The 22,470-nt window shown below is 73.0% G+C and carries 26 protein-coding genes; 21 read left to right on the forward strand and 5 right to left on the reverse strand.

What is annotated here, in order from left to right:
• Positions 1-253: 253 nt before the first annotated feature.
• The 6 genes from HJG45_RS07165 (at position 254) to HJG45_RS07190 (ending at position 4,890) form a co-directional block, all read left to right on the forward strand.
• Positions 254-571, forward strand: coding sequence for a DUF3649 domain-containing protein (locus tag HJG45_RS07165; protein WP_368040534.1), 318 nt, complete (start codon positions 254-256; stop codon positions 569-571).
• Positions 568-2,118 carry a PepSY domain-containing protein gene (locus HJG45_RS07170; RefSeq protein ID WP_217362857.1) on the forward strand — a complete coding sequence of 517 codons (1,551 nt, stop codon included), beginning with the start codon at positions 568-570 and terminating at the stop codon, positions 2,116-2,118. Before HJG45_RS07165 ends, HJG45_RS07170 begins: the two co-directional genes overlap by 4 nt.
• Positions 2,118-2,450, forward strand: coding sequence for a DUF3325 domain-containing protein (locus tag HJG45_RS07175; protein ID WP_171611421.1), 333 nt, complete (start codon positions 2,118-2,120; stop codon positions 2,448-2,450). Before HJG45_RS07170 ends, HJG45_RS07175 begins: the two co-directional genes overlap by 1 nt.
• A gap of 25 nt (positions 2,451-2,475) precedes the next feature.
• Entirely contained in the window at positions 2,476-3,153 is a 678-nt protein-coding gene (locus tag HJG45_RS07180; RefSeq protein WP_171611422.1) for a DUF4198 domain-containing protein, read from the forward strand.
• A gap of 103 nt (positions 3,154-3,256) precedes the next feature.
• Complete coding sequence (locus tag HJG45_RS07185) at positions 3,257-4,042, forward strand: ABC transporter ATP-binding protein (protein WP_171611423.1); 786 nt, start codon at positions 3,257-3,259, stop codon at positions 4,040-4,042.
• Positions 4,039-4,890, forward strand: coding sequence for an ABC transporter permease (locus HJG45_RS07190; protein ID WP_171611424.1), 852 nt, complete (start codon positions 4,039-4,041; stop codon positions 4,888-4,890). Before HJG45_RS07185 ends, HJG45_RS07190 begins: the two co-directional genes overlap by 4 nt.
• Positions 4,891-4,893: 3 nt before the next feature.
• Here HJG45_RS07190 and HJG45_RS07195 read toward each other — a convergent pair whose 3' ends face one another.
• Positions 4,894-5,778, reverse strand: coding sequence for a LysR substrate-binding domain-containing protein (locus HJG45_RS07195; RefSeq protein ID WP_171611425.1), 885 nt, complete (start codon positions 5,776-5,778; stop codon positions 4,894-4,896).
• Between the two features lie 85 nt (positions 5,779-5,863).
• Here HJG45_RS07195 and HJG45_RS07200 point away from each other — a divergent pair, with 85 nt between their 5' ends.
• The 8 genes from HJG45_RS07200 to HJG45_RS07235 all read left to right on the forward strand — a co-directional run bounded on the left by HJG45_RS07200 (position 5,864) and on the right by HJG45_RS07235 (position 13,008).
• Positions 5,864-6,610, forward strand: a complete 747-nt coding sequence (locus HJG45_RS07200) for a sulfite exporter TauE/SafE family protein (RefSeq protein WP_171611426.1) — start codon at positions 5,864-5,866, stop codon at positions 6,608-6,610.
• Between the two features lie 152 nt (positions 6,611-6,762).
• Positions 6,763-7,581, forward strand: a complete 819-nt coding sequence (locus HJG45_RS07205; protein ID WP_171611427.1) for a sugar phosphate isomerase/epimerase — start codon at positions 6,763-6,765, stop codon at positions 7,579-7,581.
• Positions 7,582-7,601: 20 nt separating this feature from the next.
• Positions 7,602-8,363 (forward strand): SDR family NAD(P)-dependent oxidoreductase, encoded by a 762-nt coding sequence (locus tag HJG45_RS07210; protein WP_171611428.1) that lies wholly within the window; start codon positions 7,602-7,604, stop codon positions 8,361-8,363.
• 71 nt (positions 8,364-8,434) lie between these two features.
• Positions 8,435-8,983, forward strand: a complete 549-nt coding sequence (locus HJG45_RS07215; protein WP_171611429.1) for a thiamine pyrophosphate-binding protein — start codon at positions 8,435-8,437, stop codon at positions 8,981-8,983.
• 10 nt (positions 8,984-8,993) lie between these two features.
• On the forward strand, positions 8,994-9,611 hold the full coding sequence (locus HJG45_RS07220) for a thiamine pyrophosphate-dependent enzyme (protein ID WP_171611430.1): 618 nt from the start codon (positions 8,994-8,996) through the stop codon (positions 9,609-9,611).
• Positions 9,608-10,573 carry a tripartite tricarboxylate transporter substrate binding protein gene (locus HJG45_RS07225; protein ID WP_171611431.1) on the forward strand — a complete coding sequence of 322 codons (966 nt, stop codon included), beginning with the start codon at positions 9,608-9,610 and terminating at the stop codon, positions 10,571-10,573. The genes HJG45_RS07220 and HJG45_RS07225 overlap by 4 nt, the downstream gene beginning before the upstream one ends.
• Positions 10,574-10,589: 16 nt before the next feature.
• Positions 10,590-11,564 carry a hydroxyacid dehydrogenase gene (locus HJG45_RS07230; protein WP_171611432.1) on the forward strand — a complete coding sequence of 325 codons (975 nt, stop codon included), beginning with the start codon at positions 10,590-10,592 and terminating at the stop codon, positions 11,562-11,564.
• Between the two features lie 79 nt (positions 11,565-11,643).
• Positions 11,644-13,008 (forward strand): MmgE/PrpD family protein, encoded by a 1,365-nt coding sequence (locus tag HJG45_RS07235; protein ID WP_171611433.1) that lies wholly within the window; start codon positions 11,644-11,646, stop codon positions 13,006-13,008.
• A gap of 34 nt (positions 13,009-13,042) precedes the next feature.
• Here HJG45_RS07235 and HJG45_RS07240 read toward each other — a convergent pair whose 3' ends face one another.
• Positions 13,043-14,119, reverse strand: coding sequence for a TRAP transporter substrate-binding protein (locus HJG45_RS07240; RefSeq protein WP_171611434.1), 1,077 nt, complete (start codon positions 14,117-14,119; stop codon positions 13,043-13,045).
• A 94-nt stretch (positions 14,120-14,213) separates the two neighbouring features.
• Complete coding sequence (locus HJG45_RS07245; RefSeq protein WP_171611435.1) at positions 14,214-14,918, reverse strand: YoaK family protein; 705 nt, start codon at positions 14,916-14,918, stop codon at positions 14,214-14,216.
• A 30-nt stretch (positions 14,919-14,948) separates the two neighbouring features.
• On the opposite strand from HJG45_RS07245, the gene HJG45_RS07250 reads away from it, so the two are divergent.
• A complete protein-coding gene (locus HJG45_RS07250; protein ID WP_171611436.1) occupies positions 14,949-16,037 on the forward strand; it encodes a TRAP transporter substrate-binding protein in 1,089 nt (362 codons plus the stop codon).
• A gap of 104 nt (positions 16,038-16,141) precedes the next feature.
• Positions 16,142-16,945, forward strand: coding sequence for an undecaprenyl-diphosphate phosphatase (locus HJG45_RS07255; protein ID WP_171611437.1), 804 nt, complete (start codon positions 16,142-16,144; stop codon positions 16,943-16,945).
• Positions 16,946-17,011: 66 nt separating this feature from the next.
• On the opposite strand, the gene HJG45_RS07260 is transcribed toward HJG45_RS07255, so the two are convergent.
• Positions 17,012-17,953, reverse strand: coding sequence for a threonine/serine dehydratase (locus tag HJG45_RS07260; protein WP_171611438.1), 942 nt, complete (start codon positions 17,951-17,953; stop codon positions 17,012-17,014).
• Between the two features lie 105 nt (positions 17,954-18,058).
• Here HJG45_RS07260 and HJG45_RS07265 point away from each other — a divergent pair, with 105 nt between their 5' ends.
• From HJG45_RS07265 to ptsP, 5 genes are all read left to right on the forward strand, one after another.
• A complete protein-coding gene (locus tag HJG45_RS07265; RefSeq protein WP_171611439.1) occupies positions 18,059-18,505 on the forward strand; it encodes an HPr kinase/phosphorylase in 447 nt (148 codons plus the stop codon).
• A complete protein-coding gene (rapZ, locus tag HJG45_RS07270) occupies positions 18,502-19,518 on the forward strand; it encodes an RNase adapter RapZ (protein WP_171611440.1) in 1,017 nt (338 codons plus the stop codon). The genes HJG45_RS07265 and rapZ overlap by 4 nt, the downstream gene beginning before the upstream one ends.
• On the forward strand, positions 19,515-19,955 hold the full coding sequence (locus HJG45_RS07275) for a PTS sugar transporter subunit IIA (RefSeq protein ID WP_171611441.1): 441 nt from the start codon (positions 19,515-19,517) through the stop codon (positions 19,953-19,955). The genes rapZ and HJG45_RS07275 overlap by 4 nt, the downstream gene beginning before the upstream one ends.
• 62 nt (positions 19,956-20,017) lie before the next feature.
• On the forward strand, positions 20,018-20,287 hold the full coding sequence (locus HJG45_RS07280; RefSeq protein WP_111469390.1) for an HPr family phosphocarrier protein: 270 nt from the start codon (positions 20,018-20,020) through the stop codon (positions 20,285-20,287).
• A gap of 112 nt (positions 20,288-20,399) precedes the next feature.
• Positions 20,400-22,175, forward strand: a complete 1,776-nt coding sequence (gene ptsP, locus HJG45_RS07285) for a phosphoenolpyruvate--protein phosphotransferase (RefSeq protein ID WP_408902017.1) — start codon at positions 20,400-20,402, stop codon at positions 22,173-22,175.
• Positions 22,176-22,278: 103 nt separating this feature from the next.
• Here ptsP and HJG45_RS07290 read toward each other — a convergent pair whose 3' ends face one another.
• Entirely contained in the window at positions 22,279-22,437 is a 159-nt protein-coding gene (locus HJG45_RS07290; protein ID WP_171611443.1) for a hypothetical protein, read from the reverse strand.
• Between the last annotated feature and the right edge of the window lie 33 nt (positions 22,438-22,470).

Below are 22,470 nucleotides of genomic sequence, written 5' to 3' on the forward strand. Positions count from 1 at the left end.
GACGACCGCCAGCTCAGGACGGCCGACGCAGGGCGGCTCAACCCCCCTTGCTCAAGTTGAGAATCAGTTGCAATTGGCCTGCACCGGGCGGCGTTGTCGCCCGGCGAGACAGGCCGGTGGTGACCGACGCAATGAAGCATTCCCCAGCACGCTGCCGGGGCTGGTGCCCGACCTGGCCGGCGGGCCCGGCCGCCGCGCGCCCCTCTCCGCCGGACCCCGCCCAGGCTGACCGGCGCACCGGGCAAGAGCGGCCGTGAGCCTCGCCGCGCGCATCCCGGCCGGCTGGCGCCGGCTGCGGGCTTGGCACTGGCCCGGCGTGCTGTCCCGCACCATCGCCGCGGTGCTCGGCGGCTATGCGCTGGCGGCGCTGGTCGCGACGGCCTTCGCCGCCTGGCTGCCGGCGAGCCGGGCCGAAGCGGTGCTGACCGGCATGATGCTGAGCTTCCTCATCTATGCCGGCGCCGTGATCTGGGTCTTCGCCGCGCGCAGCGCCGGCCGCGCCTGGGCCGGGCTGCTGCCGCCGGTCCTGGTGCTCGCCGCGCTGCTCTGGCTCACCGGGGGGCTGGCATGAGGCAGGGCTTCCGCCAGTGCATGTCCTGGCTGCACATCTGGTCCGGCCTGCTGGTCGGCTGGATCCTCTTCGCCGTCTTCCTCACCGGCACGGCGAGCTATTTCCGCAACGAGATCTCCGCCTGGATGCGGCCGGAGCTGCAGGCCGCGGCGCCCGGCGCCGAGCCGGTGCGGCTGGCGATCGAGACGCTGCAGCGCACCGCGCCGAACTCGCCGAGCTGGATCATCTCCCCGCCGGACGAGCGTGGCGGCGAGCTGCGCGTCTTCTGGCGCGAGCCGGGCGCCAGGCGCTTCGCCACGGCGGTGCTCGACCCGGCGACGGGCGAGCCGGTGCGGACGCGCGAGAGCCTGGGCGGCAATTTCTTCTACCGCTTCCATTTCGAGCTGCACATGGCGCCGCTCTGGGGCCGCTGGATCGTCGGCTTCTGCGCCATGATGATGCTGGTCGCCATCATCAGCGGCATCGTCACGCATCGGCGGATCTTCGCCGACTTCTTCACCTTCCGCCCCGGCAAGGGCGCCGGCCGCTCCTGGCTGGACGCGCACAACGCCCTCGGGGTGCTGGCGCTGCCCTATCACCTGATGATCACCTATACCGGGCTGATCACCCTGATGGTGATGTACATGCCCTGGGGCATCCAGGCGGCCTATCAGGGCGACCGGCAGGCCTTCGTGAACGACGTCTTCGGCACCGCGGCGTTGGTGAAGCGGGCCAACCAGCCGGCGCCGCTGACCCCCATCGCGCCCCTGCTGGACGAGGCGACGCGCCGCTGGGGCGGGCCGCCGGGCCGCATCGACGTGCAGCAGCCGGGCGATGCCAGCGCCGTCATCCGCATGACGCGGCGCGATGCCGAGAGCATCTCCGCCAATCCGCAGACCCTGACCTTCGACGGCCTGCGCGGCACGCTGCTCTCGGCGAGCGGCGAGGCGGCGGCGGCGGCGGCGACGCGCGGCGTCGCCTATGGGCTGCATCTCGGCCGCTTCGCCTCGCCGCTGCTGCGCGGGCTGTTCTTCCTCTCCGGCCTGGCGGGCACCGCGATGGTGGCGACCGGCCTCGTGCTCTGGGCCGCCAAGCACCGCCACCGCCATGCGCGGAACGGCCGCGCCGGCTTCGGCCTGCGGCTGGTGGAGGCGCTGAACCTCGCCACCATCGCCGGGCTGCCGACCGCGATGTTCGGCTTCCTCTGGGCGAACCGCCTGCTGCCGCTGCACCTGGCCGACCGCGCCGAGTGGGAGGTGCGCTGCTTCTTCCTGATCTGGGCGCTGGCGGGGCTGCAGGCGGTGCTCTGGCCCGGCCTGCGGAGCTGGGCGGCGCAGTTCGGCGCCGCGGCGCTGCTCGGCCTGCTGCTGCCGGTCCTCAACCTGCTGACCACCGACCGGCATCTCGGCGCGAGCCTGCCGGCGGGCGACTGGGCGATGGCCGGCACCGACCTGGTGGCGGCCGGGCTCGGCCTGCTGCTCGGCTATCTCGCCTGGCGGCTGGTCCACCGTGCCCCGGCGCGGCAGGCGCTGCGCGGCGCGCGGCTGGCGCGGGCGGAGGGGGCGTGATGGCGCTGCTCGGCTTCGGCCTCGCCTATGCCGGCTTCCTCGGCCTCAGCCTCGCCATGGACCGCCACCATGCCGAGCTGCTAGGCGGCCGGCCCGCCACGGCGCGGCGCCGGCTGCTGCGCGGCCTGGGCTGGGGGCTGCTCGGCCTGTCGCTGCTGCCCTGCCTCGCCCTCTGGGGCACCGGCATCGGCCTCGTCAGCTGGCTCGGCCTGCTGACCGCCGCCGGGCTCGGCCTGATCCTCCTCATTCCCTATGCGCCGCGGCTCGCGCTCTGGCTCGGGCCGCTGCTGCCGCTGGCCGGGCTGCTGGCTTGGCCAATCCTCGTCGCCTGATCATCGCTCCCGGAGAAGAGCCCCCATGCCGAGACGCCTGCTGCTGGCCGCCCTGGCCGCCATTCCCGTCGCGCTGGCCCTGCCCGCCACCGCGCACCAGCTCTGGCTGGAACGCGAGGGCGATGCCGCGCGCCTCTATTTCGGCGAGCCGGTCGAGAACCAGCGCGAGCGCACCGGCGGGCTGCTCGACCGCATCCCGAACCCGAAGGTCTTCGTCGCCGACCCGGCCTCCCCGCTGCCGGCGCAGCGGCAGGCAGACCATTTCGCCGTCGCCCTGCCGCGCGGCGCCGGCGACGTGCGGATGATCGAGGACGGCCTGCCGCCTTTCGGCCGCCCCGGCGCCGAAAAGGTGAAATCCGTCATGCTCGCCCGCGAGGGCCGGACGGAGACGCGCCACGCGATGGATCTGGAGCTGGTTCCCGTCGCGGCCGGCGGCAACAACTTCGTCCTGCTGCTGCGCGGCGAGCCGCTGCCCCGCACCGAGGTCACGCTGGTCGCGCCGCCGCGCTGGGAGCGCCGGCTGCGCACCGACACGACGGGGCGGGTGAGCTTCGAGACGCCCTGGGCCGGCCGCTACGTCGCCGAGGCGGTGCATGTGGTGGACAGCCCCGGCGGCAGCGGCGACGGCGCCTATGCCAAGATCCGCTACGTCTCGACCCTGTCCTTCACCGCGGAGAAGGGGATCGCCTGGACCGGGAAGTAGGCGCATCCAGCACGCGTATCCGGCCGCATCGGGCCGGTTGGCGAGCGATGCGGCGGCCGAATGCGGGTTGGCGTAGCCCCACGCCGCCCGCATATCGGGCGCAATGACCAAGCCAGTCCCCGCCCAACCGGCCGCCGGTGCGCCCGCGATCCTCGCCGACCACCTGACCAAGCGCTACGCGCCCGATGCGCCGCCGGCGGTGGAGGACCTCTCCTTCGCCATGCCGCGCGGCGCCACCTGGGGCCTGCTCGGCGGCAACGGTGCCGGTAAGACCACCACCATCGCCATGCTGCTGGGCCTGCTGGTGCCGAGCGCCGGCCGCATCACCTGCCTCGGCCACGACATGGCGCGCAACCGCTTCGCGGCGCTGGCGCGGATGAACTTCTCCTCGCCCTACATCGCCCTGCCCTCGCGCCTCTCGGTGGGTGAGAACCTGCGGGTCTACGCGCATCTCTACGACGTGCCGTTGGCCGAGAAGCGCATCGCCGAACTGGCGGCGCAGCTCCAGCTCACCGAGCTGCTCGACCGGCCGGCGGGGCAGCTCTCGGCCGGGCAGAAGACGCGCGTCGCGCTCGCCAAGGCGCTGGTCAACCGCCCCGAGCTGCTGCTGCTCGACGAGCCGACCGCCAGCCTCGACCCCGATACCGGCGACTGGGTGCGGAGCTGGCTGGAGCGCTACCGGGCTGAGACCGGCTGCTCCATCCTGCTCGCCAGCCACAACATGGGCGAGGTGGAGCGGCTCTGCGCGCATGTGCTGATGCTGAAGCAGGGCCAGGTGGTGGACCAGGGCAGCCCGGCCTCGCTGCTCGAGAAATACGGCCGCGACGACCTGGAGGAGGTGTTCCTCGACATCGCCCGCGGTCGCCGGCGCGAGGAGATGCCGGCATGAGGCCGGAGACGGGGCAGGCCACAGGGCAGACAAGCCTGCTCGACGAGGGGCGCGCCGCGCTGCGCCGCATCTGGGGCCTGGTCTACCGCCATCTCGCCCTCTACCGCCGCTCCTGGCCGCGGGTGCTGGAGCTGATGTACTGGCCGGTCCTGCAGATGATCGTCTGGGGCTTCGTCACCGCCTATCTCGCCGGCGTGCAGAACGACGTCACCAGCGTCGCCGCCGGCGTGCTGCTCGGCGGCGTGCTGCTCTGGGAGGTGGCGCTGCGCAGCCAGATGGGCTTCTCCATCTCCTTCCTCGAGGAGATCTGGTCGCGCAACCTCGGCCATGTCTTCGTCAGCCCGCTGCGGCCGCGCGAGCTGGTGGCGGGGCTGATGGCGATGAGTGTGATCCGGGTGATCGTCGGCGTCACCCCGGCGGTGCTGCTGGCCTGGCTGCTCTACGCCTTCGGCCTCTTCGCCATGGGCCCGGTGGTGGTCGCCTTCTTCGCCGCGCTGCTGATGATGGGATGGGCCGTCGCGCTCGGCGTCACCTCGCTTCTCCTCCGCTACGGCGCGGGGGCGGAGGCGCTGGCCTGGTCGGTGCTGTTCGGGCTGACGCCCGTTGCCGCGGTCTTCTACCCCGTGGCGATCCTGCCGGCCTGGCTGCAGCCGGTGGCGCTGGCCCTGCCGGCGGCGCATGTCTTCGAGGGCATGCGCATGGCGCTGCTGCAGCACCAGATCGCCTGGGGCCACCTGCTGGCGGCCTTCCTGCTGGACGCGCTCTGGCTGGCGGTGATGGGCTGGATCTTCATGCGGCAGTTCCAGGGCGCGCGGGTGCGCGGCGCGCTGCTCAACATCGGGGAATAAGCGTTACCCACCGACCAGGTGCTCTACCAGCCGCCGGGCATGCGAGGGCAGCGCCGCGCCCCGCCGTGTCACCAGCAGCAGCCGCCGCTCCGCCCAGGGGTCGGCCAGGCGCAGCATGGCGAGCGCGCCCGTCGCGGCGAAGCGCCCGGCCGTCACCGCCGGCACTACGGCGATGCCGGCGCCCGCCGCCACCATGCGGCAGGCGGTCTCCAGCCCGCGCACCCGCAGGCGCAGCCGCATCCGCACCCCGCTGCGCGCCGCATGGCCGTCGAGATGCTCGCCGAGCGCGGTGTCGCCGGCGAGGCCAATGAGGTCGCTGCCGAGCGCCTCGGCGAAGCCGACCTCGCCGCGCCCGGCCAGCGCATGGTCGCGCGGCACCACTAGCACCAGCCGATCGTCCCGGAAGGGCCGCGCCTCCAGGCCGGAGAGATCGGCATGGCCGGCGGCGATGCCGAGCTCGGCCAGCCCTTCCGCGACCGCCCGCGCCACCTCCGGGCTCGGCCGCTCGTCGAGGTCGATGTCGATGTTCGGGTTGGCGGCGAGGAAGCGGGCCAGCGGTTCGGGCAGGAATTCCGCCGCTGCGGCGGTGTTGGCGAGCAGCCGCACATGCCCCTTCAGCCCGCGCGCATAGTCGCCGAGCTCGCCGCGCATCCGCTCCACCTGCCCGGCGACCAGCCGCGCATGGTGCAGCAGCGCCCGGCCGGCCGGCGTCGGCACCACGCCGCGGCGGCTGCGCTCGAGCAGCGGCAGCCCGGCCTGCGCCTCCATGCCGCGGACCCGGGCGCTGGCCGAGGCGAGGGCGAGCCCTGCCCGCCCGGCGCCCGCCGTGATGCTGCCCGCCTCGGCGATGGCGAGGAACAGGCGGAGGTCGGTGAGGTCGAAATGCACCTGGCCTGCCTTCGTCTCTGACGAAGGCAGGCTATGCCACTCCCGCATTGTGGGGCGAGCCCGCCCGGCCGCAGCATTCCGGCCCATGACCGACGCGCTCCCCACCCTGCTGCTCGTGACCGCGACGTTTCTGCTGGCCGGACTGGTGAAGGGCGTCATCGGCCTCGGCCTGCCGACCGTCGCGATGGGGCTGCTCGGCCTCGTCATGCCACCGGCCCAGGCCGCGGCGCTGCTGCTGGTGCCTTCGCTGGTGACGAATCTCTGGCAGCTCCTCGCCGGGCCGTGCTTCGGCGCGCTGCTGCACCGGCTGCGGCTGATGATGCTGGGCATCCTGGCCGGCACCCTCGCCGGTTCGGGGCTGATCGCCGGCCATGGCGGCGGCGCGGCGACGGCCGGGCTCGGCGGTGCCCTGATCCTCTACGGGGTGGTCGGGCTGCTGGCGCCGCGGCTGCGCCTGCCGCCGCGCGCCGAGCCCTGGGCCGGGCCTCTGGTCGGCGCCGCGACCGGGCTGGTGACCGGCGCGACGGGCGTCTTCGTCATCCCCGCCGTGCCCTATCTCGGCTCCCTCGGGCTGGAGCGGGATGAATTGGTGCAGGCGCTCGGCCTCTCCTTCACCGTCTCGACCCTGGCCCTGGCGCTGGGTCTCGCCTGGCATGGCGCGCTGCCGGCGCAGCTGGCCGGGGTCTCGCTGCTCGCCCTGCTGCCGGCGCTGGCCGGCATGGCGCTCGGCGGCTGGCTGCGGGCCCGGGTGCGGCCGGCCACCTTCCGCCTCTGCTTCTTCCTCGGTCTGCTGGGGCTGGGGGCGGAGCTGCTCTGGCGCGGCCTCGGCTGAGCCGAGCGGGCCCGGTTGCGCGGCAGGCGGGGCCGGACCACCATCCCGGCCGGCCGGGGGATACGACCATGCAGCGCTGCGAACGCGCCACGCACTTCATCAGCATCGGCGCCGCCTTGCCGGTCGCCGCCCCGCCGCTCAGGTAACGTCGGATGCAGCCGGCCCTCGCCCTTGCGCATCTGACCGTGCTCGACCTGCCGCCGCCGGCGGTGCTGCGGGTCGCGGCCGGGGCGGGCTGCGCCGCTGCCGGGCTGCGGCTGCTGCCGGTGGCCCCCGGCGCCGCTGGCTACCCGCTGCAGGACGATCCGGCCCTGATGCGGGAGACGCTGGCGGCGATGGCAGAGACCGGCGTCGCGGTCGCCGACCTCGAGATCGTCATGCTGCGGCCGGAGACGGAGATCGCCGGCTTCCTGCCCGTCCTCGAGGCCGGGGCGCGGCTCGGCGCGCGGCATGTGCTGGTCGCCGGCTACGACCCGGAGCCGGCGCGGCTCGCCGCCAGCTTCGCCGGCTTTTGCCAAGCCGCGGCCGGCTTCGGCCTGACCGCCGACCTGGAGTTCATGCCCTGGACCGCGGTGCCGGACCTCGCTGCCGCCATCCGGGTGGTGCGCGAAGCGGCGCAGCCGAATGCCGGCGTGCTGGTCGATGCCCTGCACTTCGACCGCTCGCGCAGCCGTGTCGGGGACCTCGCCGCGGTGCCGCGCGGCTGGCTGCATTACTGGCAGCTCTGCGACGCGCCGGCGGCGCATCCGGGCACCACCGAGGGGCTGCTGCACACGGCGCGGGAGGAACGACTGTTTCCGGGCGAGGGCGGGCTTGCCCTGGCGCCGCTGATCCGCGCCCTGCCGCCGGAGCTGCTGGTGAGCCTCGAGATCCCGACCGTGACGCTCGCCCGGACCATGGGGCCGGAGGAGCGGGTGCGGCGGGCCGCGGCGGCGGCGCGCCAGGCGATCGCGGCGGCGCGGCAGGGCTGAACCGCGAGAGGGAGGCAAGGATGGACGCGTTGAAGGACAAGGTGGCGCTGGTCACCGGCGCCAGCCGGGGGCTCGGCGAGGGCGTGGCGCGGGCGCTGGCGGCGCGCGGCGTGGCGGTGATGCTGGCGGCGCGCGACGGCGCCGCGGTGGCGGCGGTGGCCGAGGGCATCGCGGCCGAGGGCGACCGCGCCGCCTCGGCCGCTTGCGACGTCTCGGACTATGCTGCGGTGGAGCGGCTGGTCGCGGCGACGCGGGAGCGCTTCGGCGGGCTGCAGATCCTGGTGAACAATGCCGGCGTCATCGAGCCGATCGCCGAGATCGCCACCTCCGACCCCGCCGCCTGGGCCCGCAACATCGAGATCAACCTCACCGGCGCCTACCACGTGGTGCGGGCGGTGCTGCCGGGGATGCTGGCGGGCGGCGGCGGGACCATCGTCGACGTCTCCTCCGGCGCCGCATACCGGCCGCTCGAGGGCTGGAGCGCCTATTGCTCGGGCAAGGCGGGGCTCGCCATGCTCACCCGCGCCATCGCACTGGAGACGGCGGGCCGGGGTGTGCGCGTCTTCGGCTTCTCGCCCGGGACCATCGACACCGAGATGCAGGTGAAGATCCGCGCCTCGGGCATGAACGTCATCAGCCAGATCCCGCGCGCCGATCTCTCGCCGGTCGAGCATGCGGTGCGCGGCCTGGTCTATCTCTGCACCGAGGCGGCGGACGACCTGCACGGCACCGATGTCTCGATGCGCGAGGAGGAGTTCCGCCGCCGCATCGGGCTCGGCTGAAGCGGCCGGGGGCCCGCTCTTGCCAGCGGGCGCCCGGCGCGGGAAGCTTGGCCAAGCCCGAGGGGAAATGCATGCAGCGCGACACGCTGGAATCGGCGCCGGATGCGGCGGCCGATTGGCCCGACCAGATCTACGACCTGTTGAAGCAGCACGGCATCCGCCAGGTGGCGCTGGTGCCGGATGCCGGCCATGCCCGGCTGATCCGCCGCTGCCTCGCCGACAACGACATGCAGGTGGTGACGCTGACCACCGAGGAGGAGGGCATCGCCATGCTCTTCGGCGCCTGGCTGGGCGGCGAGAAGGGCGTGCTGCTGATGCAGAGCTCGGGCGTCGGCAATTGCATCAACATGCTCTCGGTGCCGATCGCCCACCGCACGCCCTGCCCGATGATCGTGACCATGCGGGGCGAGTTCGGCGAGTTCAACCCGTTCCAGGTGCCGATGGGCAACGCGACCGGCGCGGTGCTGGAGGCGATGGGCACGCTGGTGAAGCGCGCCGACACGCCGGCCGACATCGCCCCCACCGTGGATGCGACGCTGCGCCTCGCCTTCAACACCTTCCGCCCGACCGCCACGCTGATCGGCCAGCGCGTCATCGGCGCCAAGACCTTCGGCAAGTAGGGGGCGAGCGATGAGCCTCGATGCGATCGAACTCGGCAAGAGCGGCCGGCTGGAGCGGCGTTCCGTGGTGCGGGCGCTGCTCGCCGAGCGCGGCGACATGCTGGCGATCGGCGGCCTTGGCGCGCCGGCCTGGGACATCACCGCCGCCGGCGACAGCCCGCTGAACCTGCCGCTCTGGGGCGGCATGGGGGGCGCGGCGATGATGGGCCTCGGCCTGGCGCTGGCGCAGCCCTCGCGCCGGGTGCTGGTCATCACCGGCGACGGCGAGATGCTGATGGGCATCGGCAGCCTCGCCACCATCGCCACCAAGCAGCCGCGCAACCTCTCGGTCGTCGTGCTCGACAACGAGCATTACGGCGAGACCGGCATGCAGGAGACGGCGACGCGTCACGGCGTCGACCTCGCCGGCATGGCCCGGGCGGCCGGCATTACCGACGCCCGGCGGGTGGACAAGCCGGACGAGGTGCTGGCGCTGCGCGACGCCATCCGCGGCGGCGCCGGGCCGCTCTTCGCCCAGGTGAAGATCGACGACGCCTCCCTGCCGCTGGTGCTGCCGCCGCGCGAGGCCTCGATCCTGCAGGCGCGGATGCGCGAGGCCATCCTCGGCCCGGCGGCGCATCTGCAATGAGGCGCCGTGCGCTGCTGCTGGCCGGGCTCGCCGTGCCGGCGGCGGCGCGCGCCCAGGCGCCCGCCTGGGCGCCGGAGCGGCCGGTCCGCCTGCTAGTCGGCTTCGCCGCCGGCGGCAGCAGCGACGTCACCGCCCGGCTGGTGGCGCAGGCGCTCTCCGACCGGCTCGGCCAGCCGGTGCTGGTCGAGAACCGCCCCGGCGCGGCCGGCAACATCTCGGCCGAGGCGGCGGCACGGGCGACGCCCGACGGGCATACGCTGCTCTTCGGCGTCAGCAGCACGCTGGCCGCGAACCGCGCCCTCTACCGCAGCCTGCCCTTCGACACGCTGCAGGACTTCGCCCCGGTCTCGCAGGTCGCCTTCATCCCGAACCTGATCGTGGTGCATCCCGGCCTGCCGGTGCGCAGCATCCCGGAGCTGATCGCCTATGCGAAGGCGCATCCCGGGCAGGTCTTCTACGGCAGCGCCGGCGCCGGCACCTCGCTGCACCTGGCGGCGGCGAGCTTCGCCGCGCGGGCGGGCATCACGCTGGTGCACGTGCCCTATCGCGGCGGCGCGCCGGCGGCGACCGACCTGATCGCCGGCAAGATCCAGATGATCGCCTCCCCCATGGTCGAGGTGATCGGCGCGGTGCGGGCGGGCGAGCTGCGGCCGCTGGCGGTGACGACCGCCCGCCGCTCGCCGCTGCTGCCCGAGGTGCCGGCGCTCGCCGAGACGCTGCCGGGCTTCGAGATCCCGCTCTGGAACGGCATCCTCGCGCCGGCCGGAACGCCCCCCGCCGCCGTCGCCCGGCTCTCCGCCGAGACCAACGCCGCCTTGCGGAGCGAGGCGCTGCGGGCGCGGCTGGCCGAGCAGGGCAGCGAGCCGGCGCCGAGCACGCCGGAGCAATTCGCCAGCTTCATCCGCGCCGAGATCCCGCGCTGGGCGGAGATCGTCCGCCTTTCCGGCGCCACCGCCGACTGAACCGAGGACCCATCGCATGCCCCATGTCGTCTGCCTCCGCTCCGTCCATGAGGAGGCGCTGGCGATGCTGCGGAACGCCCCCGGCGTCACCCTCGAGGTACTCGACCCGGTGAACGAGCAGACCATCGCCGCCGCCGTGCCCAAGGCCGATGCGGTGATCGTGCGCGCGACGCCGATCAACCGCGACTTCCTGAAGCACGCGCCGAACCTGCGCATCGTCGCCCGGCACGGCGTCGGCTACGACGCGGTCGACGTGCCGGCGCTGACCGAGCGCGGCATCCCGCTGACCGTGACGCCGGATGCCAATGCCGTCTCGGTCGCCGAGCATGCGATGATGCTGATGCTGAACATCGCCCGCGGCACGGCGCAGTACGATGCCAAGGTGCGGGCGCTGACCTGGATCACCCCGCCGGTGCCGACCACCTTCGACCTCGCCGGCCGCACCGTGCTGGTGATGGGCTTCGGCCGCATCGGCGGCCGCGTCGCCCGGCTCTGCGCCGCCTTCGGCATGAACGTCCTGGTGCGCGACCCCTATGTGGCGCAGAACACCATCAAGGGCGCCGGCTTCACCCCGGTGAAGGACCTGCAGGCCGGCCTCACCGCGGCCGACATCGTCACCATCCACCTCCCCAGCAATGCCGAGACGCGGGGGCTGGTGAATGGCGAGTTCATCGCCGCCATGAAGCCCGGCGCGGTGCTGATCAACACCGCCCGCGGCACGCTGGTCGAGGAGAAGCCGCTGGCCGCCGCGCTGGCGAACGGCCATCTGGCGGCCGCCGGGCTCGACGTCTTCTGGGACGAGCCGGCGCGGGCGGAGAACCCGCTGCTGAAGCTGCCGAACGTGGTGCTGACGCCGCATTCCGCGGCCGCCACCGAGCAGTCCTTCCGCCGCATGGGCCTGTCCTGCGCCGAGAGCATCCTCGCCTGCTTCGAGAACCGGCTGGACGAGGATGTGGTGATCAACAAGGAGGTGCTGCGCGGCAACGCGTAGCGCCGGGAGCGGATCGCCGCAGGGTGGCATCGCCTGAAGGCGTGAATCCGCTCCGGAGGGCAACCAAGGGAGAAGCGCCATGGCCGACAACCCGCTCCTGATCCTGGCCGAGCATGCCGCCTCCTGGCGGAGCCGGCCGCTGCCCGAGGCGGTTGCCCGCCATGCCCGCCGCGCCCTCGTCGACTGGTTCGCGGCGCTGCTGCCCGGCCTCGGCAAGCCGCCAGCGACGCTGCTCGCCGCGGCGCTGGCCGCCGAGCGGGGGCCGGGTCGCTCCATCTGCTACGTGGATGGGCAACCCTCGCCGCTGCGCCATGCCGCGCTGCTGAACGCGACGGCGAGCCACACGGTCGAGTTCGACGACATCTTCCGCGATGCCGGCTACCATCCCGGCTGCCCCACCATCGCCCCCGCGCTCGCCGCCGTGCAGCAGCAGGGCGGCACGATGGAGGACCTGCTGCGCGCCATCATCGCCGGCTACGAGGTCTCCTGCCGCATCGGCATGGCGGTGCAGCCAAGCCATTACAAGAACTGGCACACCACCGGCACGGTCGGCACCTTCGGCGCCGCCGTCGCCACCGCCGTCGCGCTCGGCTGCGATGCGGAGCGGATCGCGCATGCCATCGCCACGGCGGCCACCTTCGCCGGCGGGCTGCAGCAGGCCTTCCTCTCGGAGTCCATGTCGAAGCCGCTGCATCCCGGCCATGCCGCCGATGCCGGGGCGCTGGCGGCGATCGGCGCCGCGGCGGGCGTCACCGGGGCGCTGGATGCGCTGCACGGGCCGAAGGGCTTCGCCGCCGCCACCAGCGAGGATACCGGCAAGTGGGACCGGGCGCTGGCCGATCTCGGCAGCCGCGTCTGCATCACCGAGATGACCTTCAAGAACCATGGCTGCTGCGGCCATATCTTCGCCGCGCTCGACGCCATGCGGGAGCTGCAGCGCGAGCACGGCTTCACGGCCGGCGACGTCGCCGCGGTGCATGTCGGCGGCTACGGCCCGACCAAGAGCATCTGCGACCGGCCGGAGGCGGCGACCGAGCAGGAGGCGCGCTTCTCCGTCCAGTACACCATGGGGGCGCTGCTGGTGCTCGGCGGCGTGCGCATCGCCGCCTTCACGCCGGAGAACCTGGCGAACCCGGCGATCCGCGCCATCATGCCGAAGGTGACGGTGACGCTGGACCCCGAGCTGGCCGATGCCTATCCGGCGAAGCGGGCGGCGAAGCTGCGGGTCACCCTGGCCGATGGGCGCGTGCTCGATCGCTACCAGCCGACCCGCAAGGGCGATCCCGACGCGCCGCTCTCGGATGCCGAGCTGTCGGAGAAGTTCCGCGAGCTCTGCGACCCGGTGATCGGCGCCGATGCGGCCGCGGCGCTGCTCGAGGCGCTGTGGCAGGGCGCGGCCGCACCCGGCGCCCTGCCGGGGCGGCTCCGCCAAGCGGCGGAATAGGGCGCCGGCGCCCCGTTCCGCCCCTGCCGCCGCGCTATTTCGGCGCGGTGGCGACGGCCTGGAAATTGGCCAGCGAATCCTCGGCGACGCGGAACCACTGGATCTGCTCGACCCGGAAGGCGTCCCAATGCGCGTGGATCTTCTTGAAGCGCGCATTCTGCTCGCCGATTTCGGCATAGAGCTCCTGCGCCGCCTTGTAGAGCGCGTTCATCACCTCGCGCGGATAGGGTTTGAGCACGGTGCCGCCCGCGACCAGGCGGCGCAGCGCCGGCGGGTTCGCCACGTCGTATTTCGCCGCCGTCGCGTGGTAGGCCTCGGCGCAGGCCGTCTCCAGCATCGCCTTGTAGGCGTTTGGCAGCGCTTCCCAGGCCTTCAGGTTGACCAGGAAGTCGGTATTCGGCCCGGCCTCCTGGAAGCCGGGGAAGTAGTAGTATTTCGCCACCCGGCCGAAGCCGAGCTTCTCGTCGTCATAGGGGCCGATATATTCGGCGCCGTCGATGACGCCGCGCTCCAGCGCCGGATAGATGTCGGTGGGCGCGATCTGCTGCGGCACCACGCCGAGCTTCTGCATCACGCTGCCGCCCAGGCCGGCGATGCGGAATTTCAGCCCCTTCATGTCGTCGAGGCCCTTCAGCTCCCGCTTCGACCAGCCGCCCATCTGGGCGCCGGTGCAGCCAGCTGGGATCTGCCAGATATTCGCCTCGGCGAAGACGTCCTTCAGCTGCTCGCGGCCGCCGGCATAGTTCAGCCAGGCGAAATTGCCGCGGCTGTTCATGCCGAAGGGCAGGGTGGAGCCGAAGGCGAAGCTCGGATCCTTGCCGAAGTAAAAGAGCGAGGAGGTGAAGCCGCATTCCACCGAGCCCTGGCCGACGGCGTCGAGGATCTGCAGCGCCGGCACCACCTCGCCCGGGCCGGAGACGGTGATCTCGAAGGCGCCCTCCGACATGTCCCGCACCCGCCGCGCCACGATCTCGGCCGCGCCGTAGAGCGTATCCAGGGTGCGGGGGAAGCTGTTCGGGCAGCGCCAGCGCAGGCGCGGCTGCGCTGCGGCAAGGCGGGGGGCGGCGAGGGCAACACCGGCCGTGCCGGCGACGAGGTGGCGTCGGTTCATGATTCGGATGTTTCTCCCAGTCGCGCATCGCGGCGCCTTGCCGGAAGCCTGCCGGCAGACGGTCGCCACGGCAATAGGCCCGCGACCGGAACGCTCAGCCGCGCAGCGCCGCCAGCGCGGCGAGCATGGCCGCCAGCAGCGCCGCGCTCGCCGGCACGGCCAGCGCCGCATCGCCCCAGCGGGTCTGCAACGCCCCGCCGAGCAGCGCCCCGGCCACCATCGCGCCCCAGCAGGCGGCCTGCTGCACCCAGGCGCCGTGCCGGGCGCGGCCGAGCAGGCCCAGCACCAACCCCTCCATGGCGCGGGAGAGGGCGCCGGTGACGAAGGTGATGCCGCCGACCCCGGGGAGCGCGGTGTTCAGCATCCCCATGGCCGGCACCATGGTCCAGGCGGCGCGCGGCAGCTCCCAACCGCCGCCGGGCGGCGCCAGCAGCGCGGCGGCGAGCAGCAGGGTGACGGCGGCGAGCACCACGGTGCTGCGCCAGCGCCCGGCGGCCGTGCCCAGCACCGCGCCGAGCAGCGCCCCGGCGGCGAACAGCCCGACCACCATGCCAAGGGCGGCGGCGCGCGCATGGTCGCCCTCGGCCGCGGCGATGCCGAGCATGGTGCTGGTGCCGCTGATGAAGCTGACGAAAAGCTGGTCGAAGCGCAGCCAGCCGATGGCATCGACGCAGCCGGCGAGCGCGACCAGCGGCACCGCGGCCCAGGGGGAGACGGGGCGGATGGCCGGGCGCGGCGCGGCGTTCCGGGGGGCGGGGGAGGGGGACGCAACGGGCTTTTCGTTCGGGGACAATCGCATTACACCGCCGTTCCTTCCGGGAGATCCGCCATGAACCGCCGCCTTCTCCTCGGCGCCGCGGCCGCCGCCGCGCCGGCCGCCCTCGCCGCCCCCGCCCTGGCCCAGGCCAATCCGGAGGTGCGCTGGCGCCTCGCCTCGGCCTTCCCGCGCAATCTCGACGTGCTCTACGGCACCGGGGACCGGATCGCCCAGCGGGTCGCGCAGCTCACCGACAACCGCTTCCAGATCCGCTTCTTCGCGGCCGGCGAGATCGTCCCCGGGCTGCAGGTGCTGGATGCGGTGCAGGCCGGGACCATCGAGGCCGGCCACACGCCGGTCTACTACTACACGGGCAAGGACCCGGCCTTCGCCTTCTTCACGGCCCTGCCCTTCGGCCTGAACGCCCGGCAGAACATGGCCTGGCTGACCCAGGGCGGCGGCGGCGAGCTCGCGGCGGAGCTGTTCAAGGACTACAACATCGTCGGCTTCCCGGCCGGCGACACCGGCGCCCAGATGGGCGGCTGGTTCCGCAGCGAGATCAAGTCGATCGACGACCTCAAGGGGCTGAAATTCCGGGTCGCCGGCCTGGCCGGCGAGATCTTCCGCCGCATGGGCGCGGTGCCGACGCAGATCGCCGCCGCCGACATCTATCCCTCGCTCGAGCGCGGCACCCTCGATGCCGTCGAGTTCGTCGGGCCGCATGACGACGAGAAGCTCGGCTTCGTGCGGGTGGCCAAGTTCTACTACGCCCCGGGCTTCTGGGAGGCGGGGGCGCATCTGCACCTGCTGGTCAACCAGGCGGCCTTCGAGTCGCTGCCGCCGGCCTACAAGGCGGCGCTCGAGGTCTCCTGCGGCGAGGCGAATGCCGACATGCTGGCGCGCTACGACCACCTGAACCCGCAGGCGCTGCGCCGGCTGGTCTCGGCTGGGGCGCAGCTCCGCTTCTGGCCGCGCGACATCATGCAGGCCGCCTGGAAGGAGGCGCACGCCCTCTACGACGAGATGTCGGCGAAGAACGAGCGCTTCAAGAAGGTCTGGACCGCCTACCGGGCCTACCGGGACGAGGAATACCAGTGGTTCCGCGTGGCTGAGAGCAGCTTCGACAACTTCGCCTTCCCCGAGGCGGCGCGGCGGGGCTGAGGCGGCGTCCAGATACTGCTGGTCGGCGCCGCCGCTTCTGCGTTGGACGCGGCCCCCCAACCAGCGGTATCTGGGCGGCTTCGCTCTCGGGATTAGCCGTCTTCATGCCCATTGCCGATTTGCTCTCCGCCCTCGCCATGGGGGTGCTGGAGGGGCTGACCGAATTCCTGCCCATCTCCTCGACCGGCCATCTGATCCTGCTCGGGCGTCTCATCGGCTTCGAGGGGCCGCCGGGGAAGGTCTTCGAGATCTCCATCCAACTCGGCGCCATCCTCGCCGTGATCTGGGTGTTCCGGGAGACGCTGCTCGGCCTCGCCCGCGGCATGTGGCGGCCGGGGCCGGAGCGGTTCTACGTGACGAACCTGCTGCTCGCCTTCCTGCCGGCCGCGGTGATCGGCGCGACGCTGCACAAGACCATCACCGAGCGGCTGTTCAGCCCCTGGGTGGTCTGCGGCGCGCTGATCGCGGGCGGCGTCGCCATCATCCTGATCGAGCGGCTGCGCCGGGTGCCGGCCATCCGCTCGGTGCCCGAGATCGGGCCGGTGCCGGCGCTGCTGATCGGCTTCGGCCAGGCGCTGGCCATGATCCCGGGCACCTCCCGCTCGGGCGCGACCATCATCACCGCCCTGCTGCTCGGGGTGGAGCGGAAGACGGCGGCCGAGTTCAGCTTCGTCCTCGCCATCCCGACCATGCTGGCGGCCACCGCCTACAGCCTGTTCAAGGTGCGCCACGAGATCGCCTTCACCGGGCTCGGGCAGATCGCGGTCGGCTTCGTCGCCGCCTTCGTGGTGGCGCTGGTGACGGTGCGCTGGGTGCTGGCGGTGATCGGGCGGATCGGCTTCACGCCCTTCGGCTGGTACCGCATCGCGCTCGGCCTCATCGGCTTCGCCGTGCTGCTGGCGGGCTGAGCCGGGCGCCGGTCCGCAACCATGCGGAGGCCGCAGACGGGACGGGCCGGGCAGCCGCCGCAGGGATTACCCCGCGAGGCTGGCCGGGTCGCAATTGGCGCCGCAGACCAGCACGCCGACCCGCGCCCCCGCCGGCGGGCGCCAGGCGCCGCAGAGCAGCGCTGCCAGCGCGGTCGCCCCGCCCGGCTCGGCCACGATGCGCGCAGCATCCCACAGCCGGCGCTGCGCCGCGCGGATAGCCTCGTCCGGCACCAGCACGGTCCCGGCCACATGCTCCCGCGCCACGGCGAACATCAGCGCGCCCACCTGCTTCGCCCCGAGGCTGTCCGCCGCCAGGCCGCCGACCGGGGCCGGCACCGGCCGGCCCGCCCGCAGCGCGCTGGCGAGGGTGGGGCAGGCCTCGGGCTCGATGCCGATCACCCGCGCGCCGCTGCCGGCATACCAGGCGGCCATGCCGCCGATCAGCCCGCCGCCGCCGACCGCGACCAGCAGATGGGTGAGGTCCGGCGCCTGTTCCTGGAATTCGAGCGCCACGGTGCCCTGGCCGGCCAGCACCTCCGCCTGGTCGTAGGCGTGCACGAGCAGCGCCCCGGTCTCGGCGGCGCGCGCCTCGCTCGCCAGCCGCGCCGAGTCATAGGCCTCGCCGCCCACGACCAGCCGGGCGCCGTAGGATTCGATCCGGGCCCGCTTGGCGGCGCCGGTGATGGCGGGGACGAAGATCTCCGCCGGAACGCCGAGCGCCCGGGCGGCATGGGCGACGGCGGCGCCATGGTTGCCGCCCGAGGCGGCGATCACCCCGGCCGGCGGCAGGGGATTCGAGAGCATCCGGTTGAAGGCGCCGCGTGGCTTGAAGGAACCGCTTGCCTGCAACCCCTCCAATTTCAGTACAATATCGTTATCGATGCCCAGCGCCGATCCATCCAGATGCAGCAGGGGGGTGCGCCGGACATGCGGGGCGATGCGGTGCGCGGCGGCGCGGATCGCCGCCTGGTTGGGAAAGGTCGACATGGCACGTCAGGGGTGGCATGCGCGATGCTGCGACGCAACTGCCGGTACCCTTGGAAGGGTGTCGGCTTTCTGCCAAGGTCGGTCGCCTGTGTGGTGGCGACCAGGATGCTGCTTCATGCCAGTTCTGTCGCCCGCGAAGGGGACGCCGTCCTGTTGCTGGGTCCTTCGGGCTCCGGGAAGTCCGACCTCGTGCTGCGCCTGATCGATCGCGGCTGGCGCCTGGTGGCCGATGACCAGGTCGCGCTGACGGCCGAGGCGGGCGTGCTGCGCGCCGAGGCGCCGCCGGCCTTGCGCGGCATGCTAGAGGTGCGCGGCCTCGGCCTGTTCCGCGACCTGCCGGTGGCCGCGCCGGCGACGCTCCGCCTGGTGGCGCGGCTGGTGCCGCGGGCCGAGCTCGTCCGGCTGCCGGAGCCGGAGCGCTGGGGCGAGGCCGGCATCGCCCTGCCGCTGATCCGGCTGGACGCCTTCGCCGCCTCGGCCGCGGCGCGGCTCGCCCTGGCGCTCGATGCCGCGCTCGGCTGCGCCCGGCAGCAGGCGGGCGCCTTCGCATGAGCGAGGCGCTGCCCGCCCGGCCGGTGGTGCTGGTCACCGGCCTCTCCGGGGCCGGCAAGGCCTCCATCCTCCGGGTGCTGGAGGATCTCGGCTTCGAGACGGTGGACAACCCGCCTCTCAAGGTGCTCGAGGAGCTGGTCGAGGATGGCGACGCGCCCATCGCCGCCGGCATCGACACCCGCACCCGCGGCTTCGTGCCGACCGGGGCGCTGGTCACCCTGGCCCGCCTGCGGCGCAAGCCCGGCATCGCGGTGACGCTGATCTTCACCACCGCCGAGGATGCGGTGCTGCTGCGCCGCTTCACCGAGACGCGGCGGCGCCACCCGCTGGCGCCGGGCGGCTCGCTCGGCAATAGGGTGATCGACGGCATCGCCAGGGAATCGGCGCTGCTGGCCCCGCTGCGCGACGCGGCCGACCTGGTGGTGGACACCTCCGACCTGCCGCTGCCGGCGCTGCGGCAGATGATCGAGCGCCGCTTCCGCCCGGAGGGGGCGACCGGGCTAGCGATCCAGGTGATATCCTTCGCCTTCCCGCGCGGCCTGCCGCGGGAGGCCGACCTGGTCTTCGACATGCGCTTCCTGCGCAACCCGCACTACGTCCCGGCCCTGAAGCCGCAGACCGGCCGCGACCCGGCGGTCGCCGCCTATGTCGAGGAGGACCCGGACTTCGCTGCCTTCTGGGCCCGGCTGACCGGCTTCATCGACCCGCTGCTGCCACGCTACGTGGCGGAGGGCAAGAAGTACCTCACCATCGCGCTCGGCTGCACCGGCGGCCGGCACCGCTCGGTCCTTGTGGCGGAGCGCCTGGCTGACCATCTTCGCTCGGCTGGATGGCGTGCGGATGTAACGCATCGGGAACTGGCCCAGAGGGAGCTTGCCGGGATGGACCCGGGGGCGCTACCCGGCCATCGCAGCGCCACGCTCCCCGCACCACGCGAAGGGGCTGGTGGAGATGCCGTCCCCTCTCCTCAGGCCGGGACGGGGGGTCGGGAGGCCCTGACACGCACCCCATGATCGGATTGGTTCTCGTTACCCATGGCCGGCTCGCCGACGAGCTTCGTCTCGCCATGGAACACGTCGTCGGCCCGCAGCGGGCGGTCTCGACCGTCTGCATCGGCCCCGACGACGACATGGAGCGGCGGCGGCAGGATATCCGCGAGAGCATCGCCGCCGTCGACCAGGGGGATGGCGTGGTGGTACTGACGGACATCATGGGCGGCACCCCCTGCAACCTCGCCGTCTCGCTCGCCGACCGCAAGCAGGTCGAGGTGATCGCCGGGGTGAACCTGCCGCTGCTGGTCAAGCTCGCCAAGATCCGCTCATCCGAGCCCCTGGCCGAGGCGGTCGACCACGCCGCCGCGGCGGGGCGCAAATACATCGCAGCCGCCGGCGACCTCCCGAACGGGATCGCCCGGGTCAATGGCCGCGCGAACGGAGGAACCAAGCCGTGAGCCATACTGCGACGCAGGCAATCGACAGCCAGCCCGCCACCTGTGGTTGCGGCGAGGGGGAGATGGTGCTGCGACGAAGCCTCACCATCCGCAACAGCCGCGGCCTGCATGCCCGCGCCGCGGCCAAGCTGGTGACGCTGGCCGAGCGTTTCTCCGCCTGCCTGCACGTCTCCTGCGGCGGCCAGCGGGTGCCGGCCTGCTCCATCATGGGGCTGATGATGCTCGGGGCCAGCCAGGGCACTACCATCGAGATCGAGGCCGAGGGCTGGGACGCCAAGGAGGCGCTCGAGGCGGTGGCCGGCCTGGTCGAGGCCGGTTTCCATGAAGAATGACGGCACCGAACCGGCGGAAGGGCTGAGCGCCAAGGGCCCGGAGCGCGGCACCGAGCGCGGCACGGACCGGACGGCCGAGCGCAGCGCCGAGGCGCCGCGCCGGATCGGGCGGATGCTGCGGGAGCAGGAGATCCGCGGCATCGCGATCACTCCGGGCATCGCCATCGGCCCGGTCTACGACACCACCGAGATCCCCGCCGAGGCCCCGCGCCGCGGCATCGCGCCCGGCGAGGTGGAGGCCGAGCGGCAGCGCCTGGCCGATGCCGTCGCCCTGTCGCGCAAGCAGATCGGCAAGCTGAAGACGCGGCTCGGCATCCTGCCCGAGGAGGCGCAGGAGGAGCTGTCGCCGCTGCTCGACGCCTATGTCCTCATGCTCGGCAATTCCCGGCTGCTGCGCGGCGCCCGCAAGCGCATCGAGAGCGGGCTGGTCGCCGCCGAGACCGCGGTGGGGGACGAGGCGGAGGCGATCGCCACCCTGATCATGGCGGCGAAGGATGACGACCGCGCCGGGCTGAAGCGCCGCGCCGACGAGGTGCGGGAGATCGCCCGCCGGCTGACCCGCAACCTGACCGCCACCCCTTTCCGCAGCCTGAAGGAGGTGCCCGAGGGCGCGATCCTGGTGGCCGAGGAGCTGACGCCGGCCGATGCGGCGCTGCTCGACCCGGCTCGCATCGCCGGCGTCGCCACCGAGGAGGGCGGCGCCGATGGCCATACCGCCATCATGCTGCGCGCCCTCGGCATCCCCTCCGTCCTCGGCTGCGTCGGGCTGACCGGCAGCGTGACCCGCGGCGACCGGGCCGTGCTCGACGGCAGTGCCGGCACCATCGTGCTGCGGCCGGGCGAGCGGGCGCTCGAGCGGGGCAAGGAGGCGCTCGCCGCCTTCGCCAAGGAGCGGCAGAAGCTCGCCAAGCTGCGCCGCCTGCCGGCGGTGACGACGGATGGCGAGCCGGTGGAGCTGCAGGCCAATCTGGAGATCCCGGCCGAGCTGCCGCTGATCGCCCAGGCCGGCGCCCAGGGCATCGGGCTGCTGCGTACCGAATTCCTCTTCATGAACCGCGAGGATCTGCCGGACGAGGAGGCGCAGACTCTGGCCTATGCCCAGGTGCTGGAGGCGATGGGCGGCGACCCGGTCACCATCCGCGTGCTCGACTGGGGCGGCGAGAAGGACATGGAGGCGCTGAGCCAGGGCATCGCGCCGACCCATGCCGGGCCCAACCCGGCGCTCGGCCTGCGCGGGTTGCGGCTGCTGCTGAAGCGGCCGGAGCTGCTGGAGGCGCAATTCGCCGCCATCCTCCGCGTCGCCGACCGCGGCAGCACGCGCATCCTGCTGCCGCTGGTCACCAACCCCTCCGAGGTGAAGCAGGCGCGCGAAGTCTATGAGCGCGTCGCCCGGAGGCTGCGCCGCAAGGGCGTGCACCTGCCGGACAAGCTGCCCGAGCTCGGCTGCATGATCGAGACGCCGGGCGCCGCGCTGGCCGCCGATGCCATCGCGCTGGAGGCCGATTTCTTCGCCATCGGCACCAACGACCTCGCCATGTACACCCTGGCCGTCGACCGCGCCGAGGCCGAGGTCTCGCACCTCTACGACCCGCTGCACCCGGCGGTGCTGCGGCTGATGCAATTCGCCACCGAGGCGGCGCTGCGCCTGCGCATGCCGGTCTCGGTCTGCGGCGAGATGGCGGGCAATCCGCGCCTGGTGCCGCTGCTGCTCGGCCTCGGCATCCGGACGCTGTCGATGAATGCCAGCGCCATCCCGCGGGTGAAGCAGATGGTCCGGGCGCTCGATATTGGCGACTGCGCCCGCTTCGCCCGGCGGGTGATGGAACAGTCCGACCCGCAGCGTATCCATGAGCTCGTGATGAATTTCGGGAGCGGGGACAAAGGCTGACTAGAGCGTGATCACTTGAGGTGGAAACACCGAAAAGCGTGAATCACACTATTAAACAACGGCCTGGACCATGATCCGTGAACCAGAGTGAACGGATCATGGTCTAGCTCCGCCGCAGCTTGCCCCGTCGCGGCTTCGCGGGTTTGGTCGCCGCTCGCTTCATCGTCGCCGTCGCCCCGCGCTGTGCCAGCGCCGCCCAGCGGTTCGCCGCGCTGAGCCAGAGGCTCATCAGCGGGTTCTTCTTCGTCCAAGGCCTCGGCATGGCGCGCATCCCGGATGATGCGGCGCACAACGC

It is taken from the genome of Roseicella sp. DB1501 (assembly GCF_013112485.1).
Classification (GTDB): Bacteria; Pseudomonadota; Alphaproteobacteria; order Acetobacterales; family Acetobacteraceae; genus Paracraurococcus.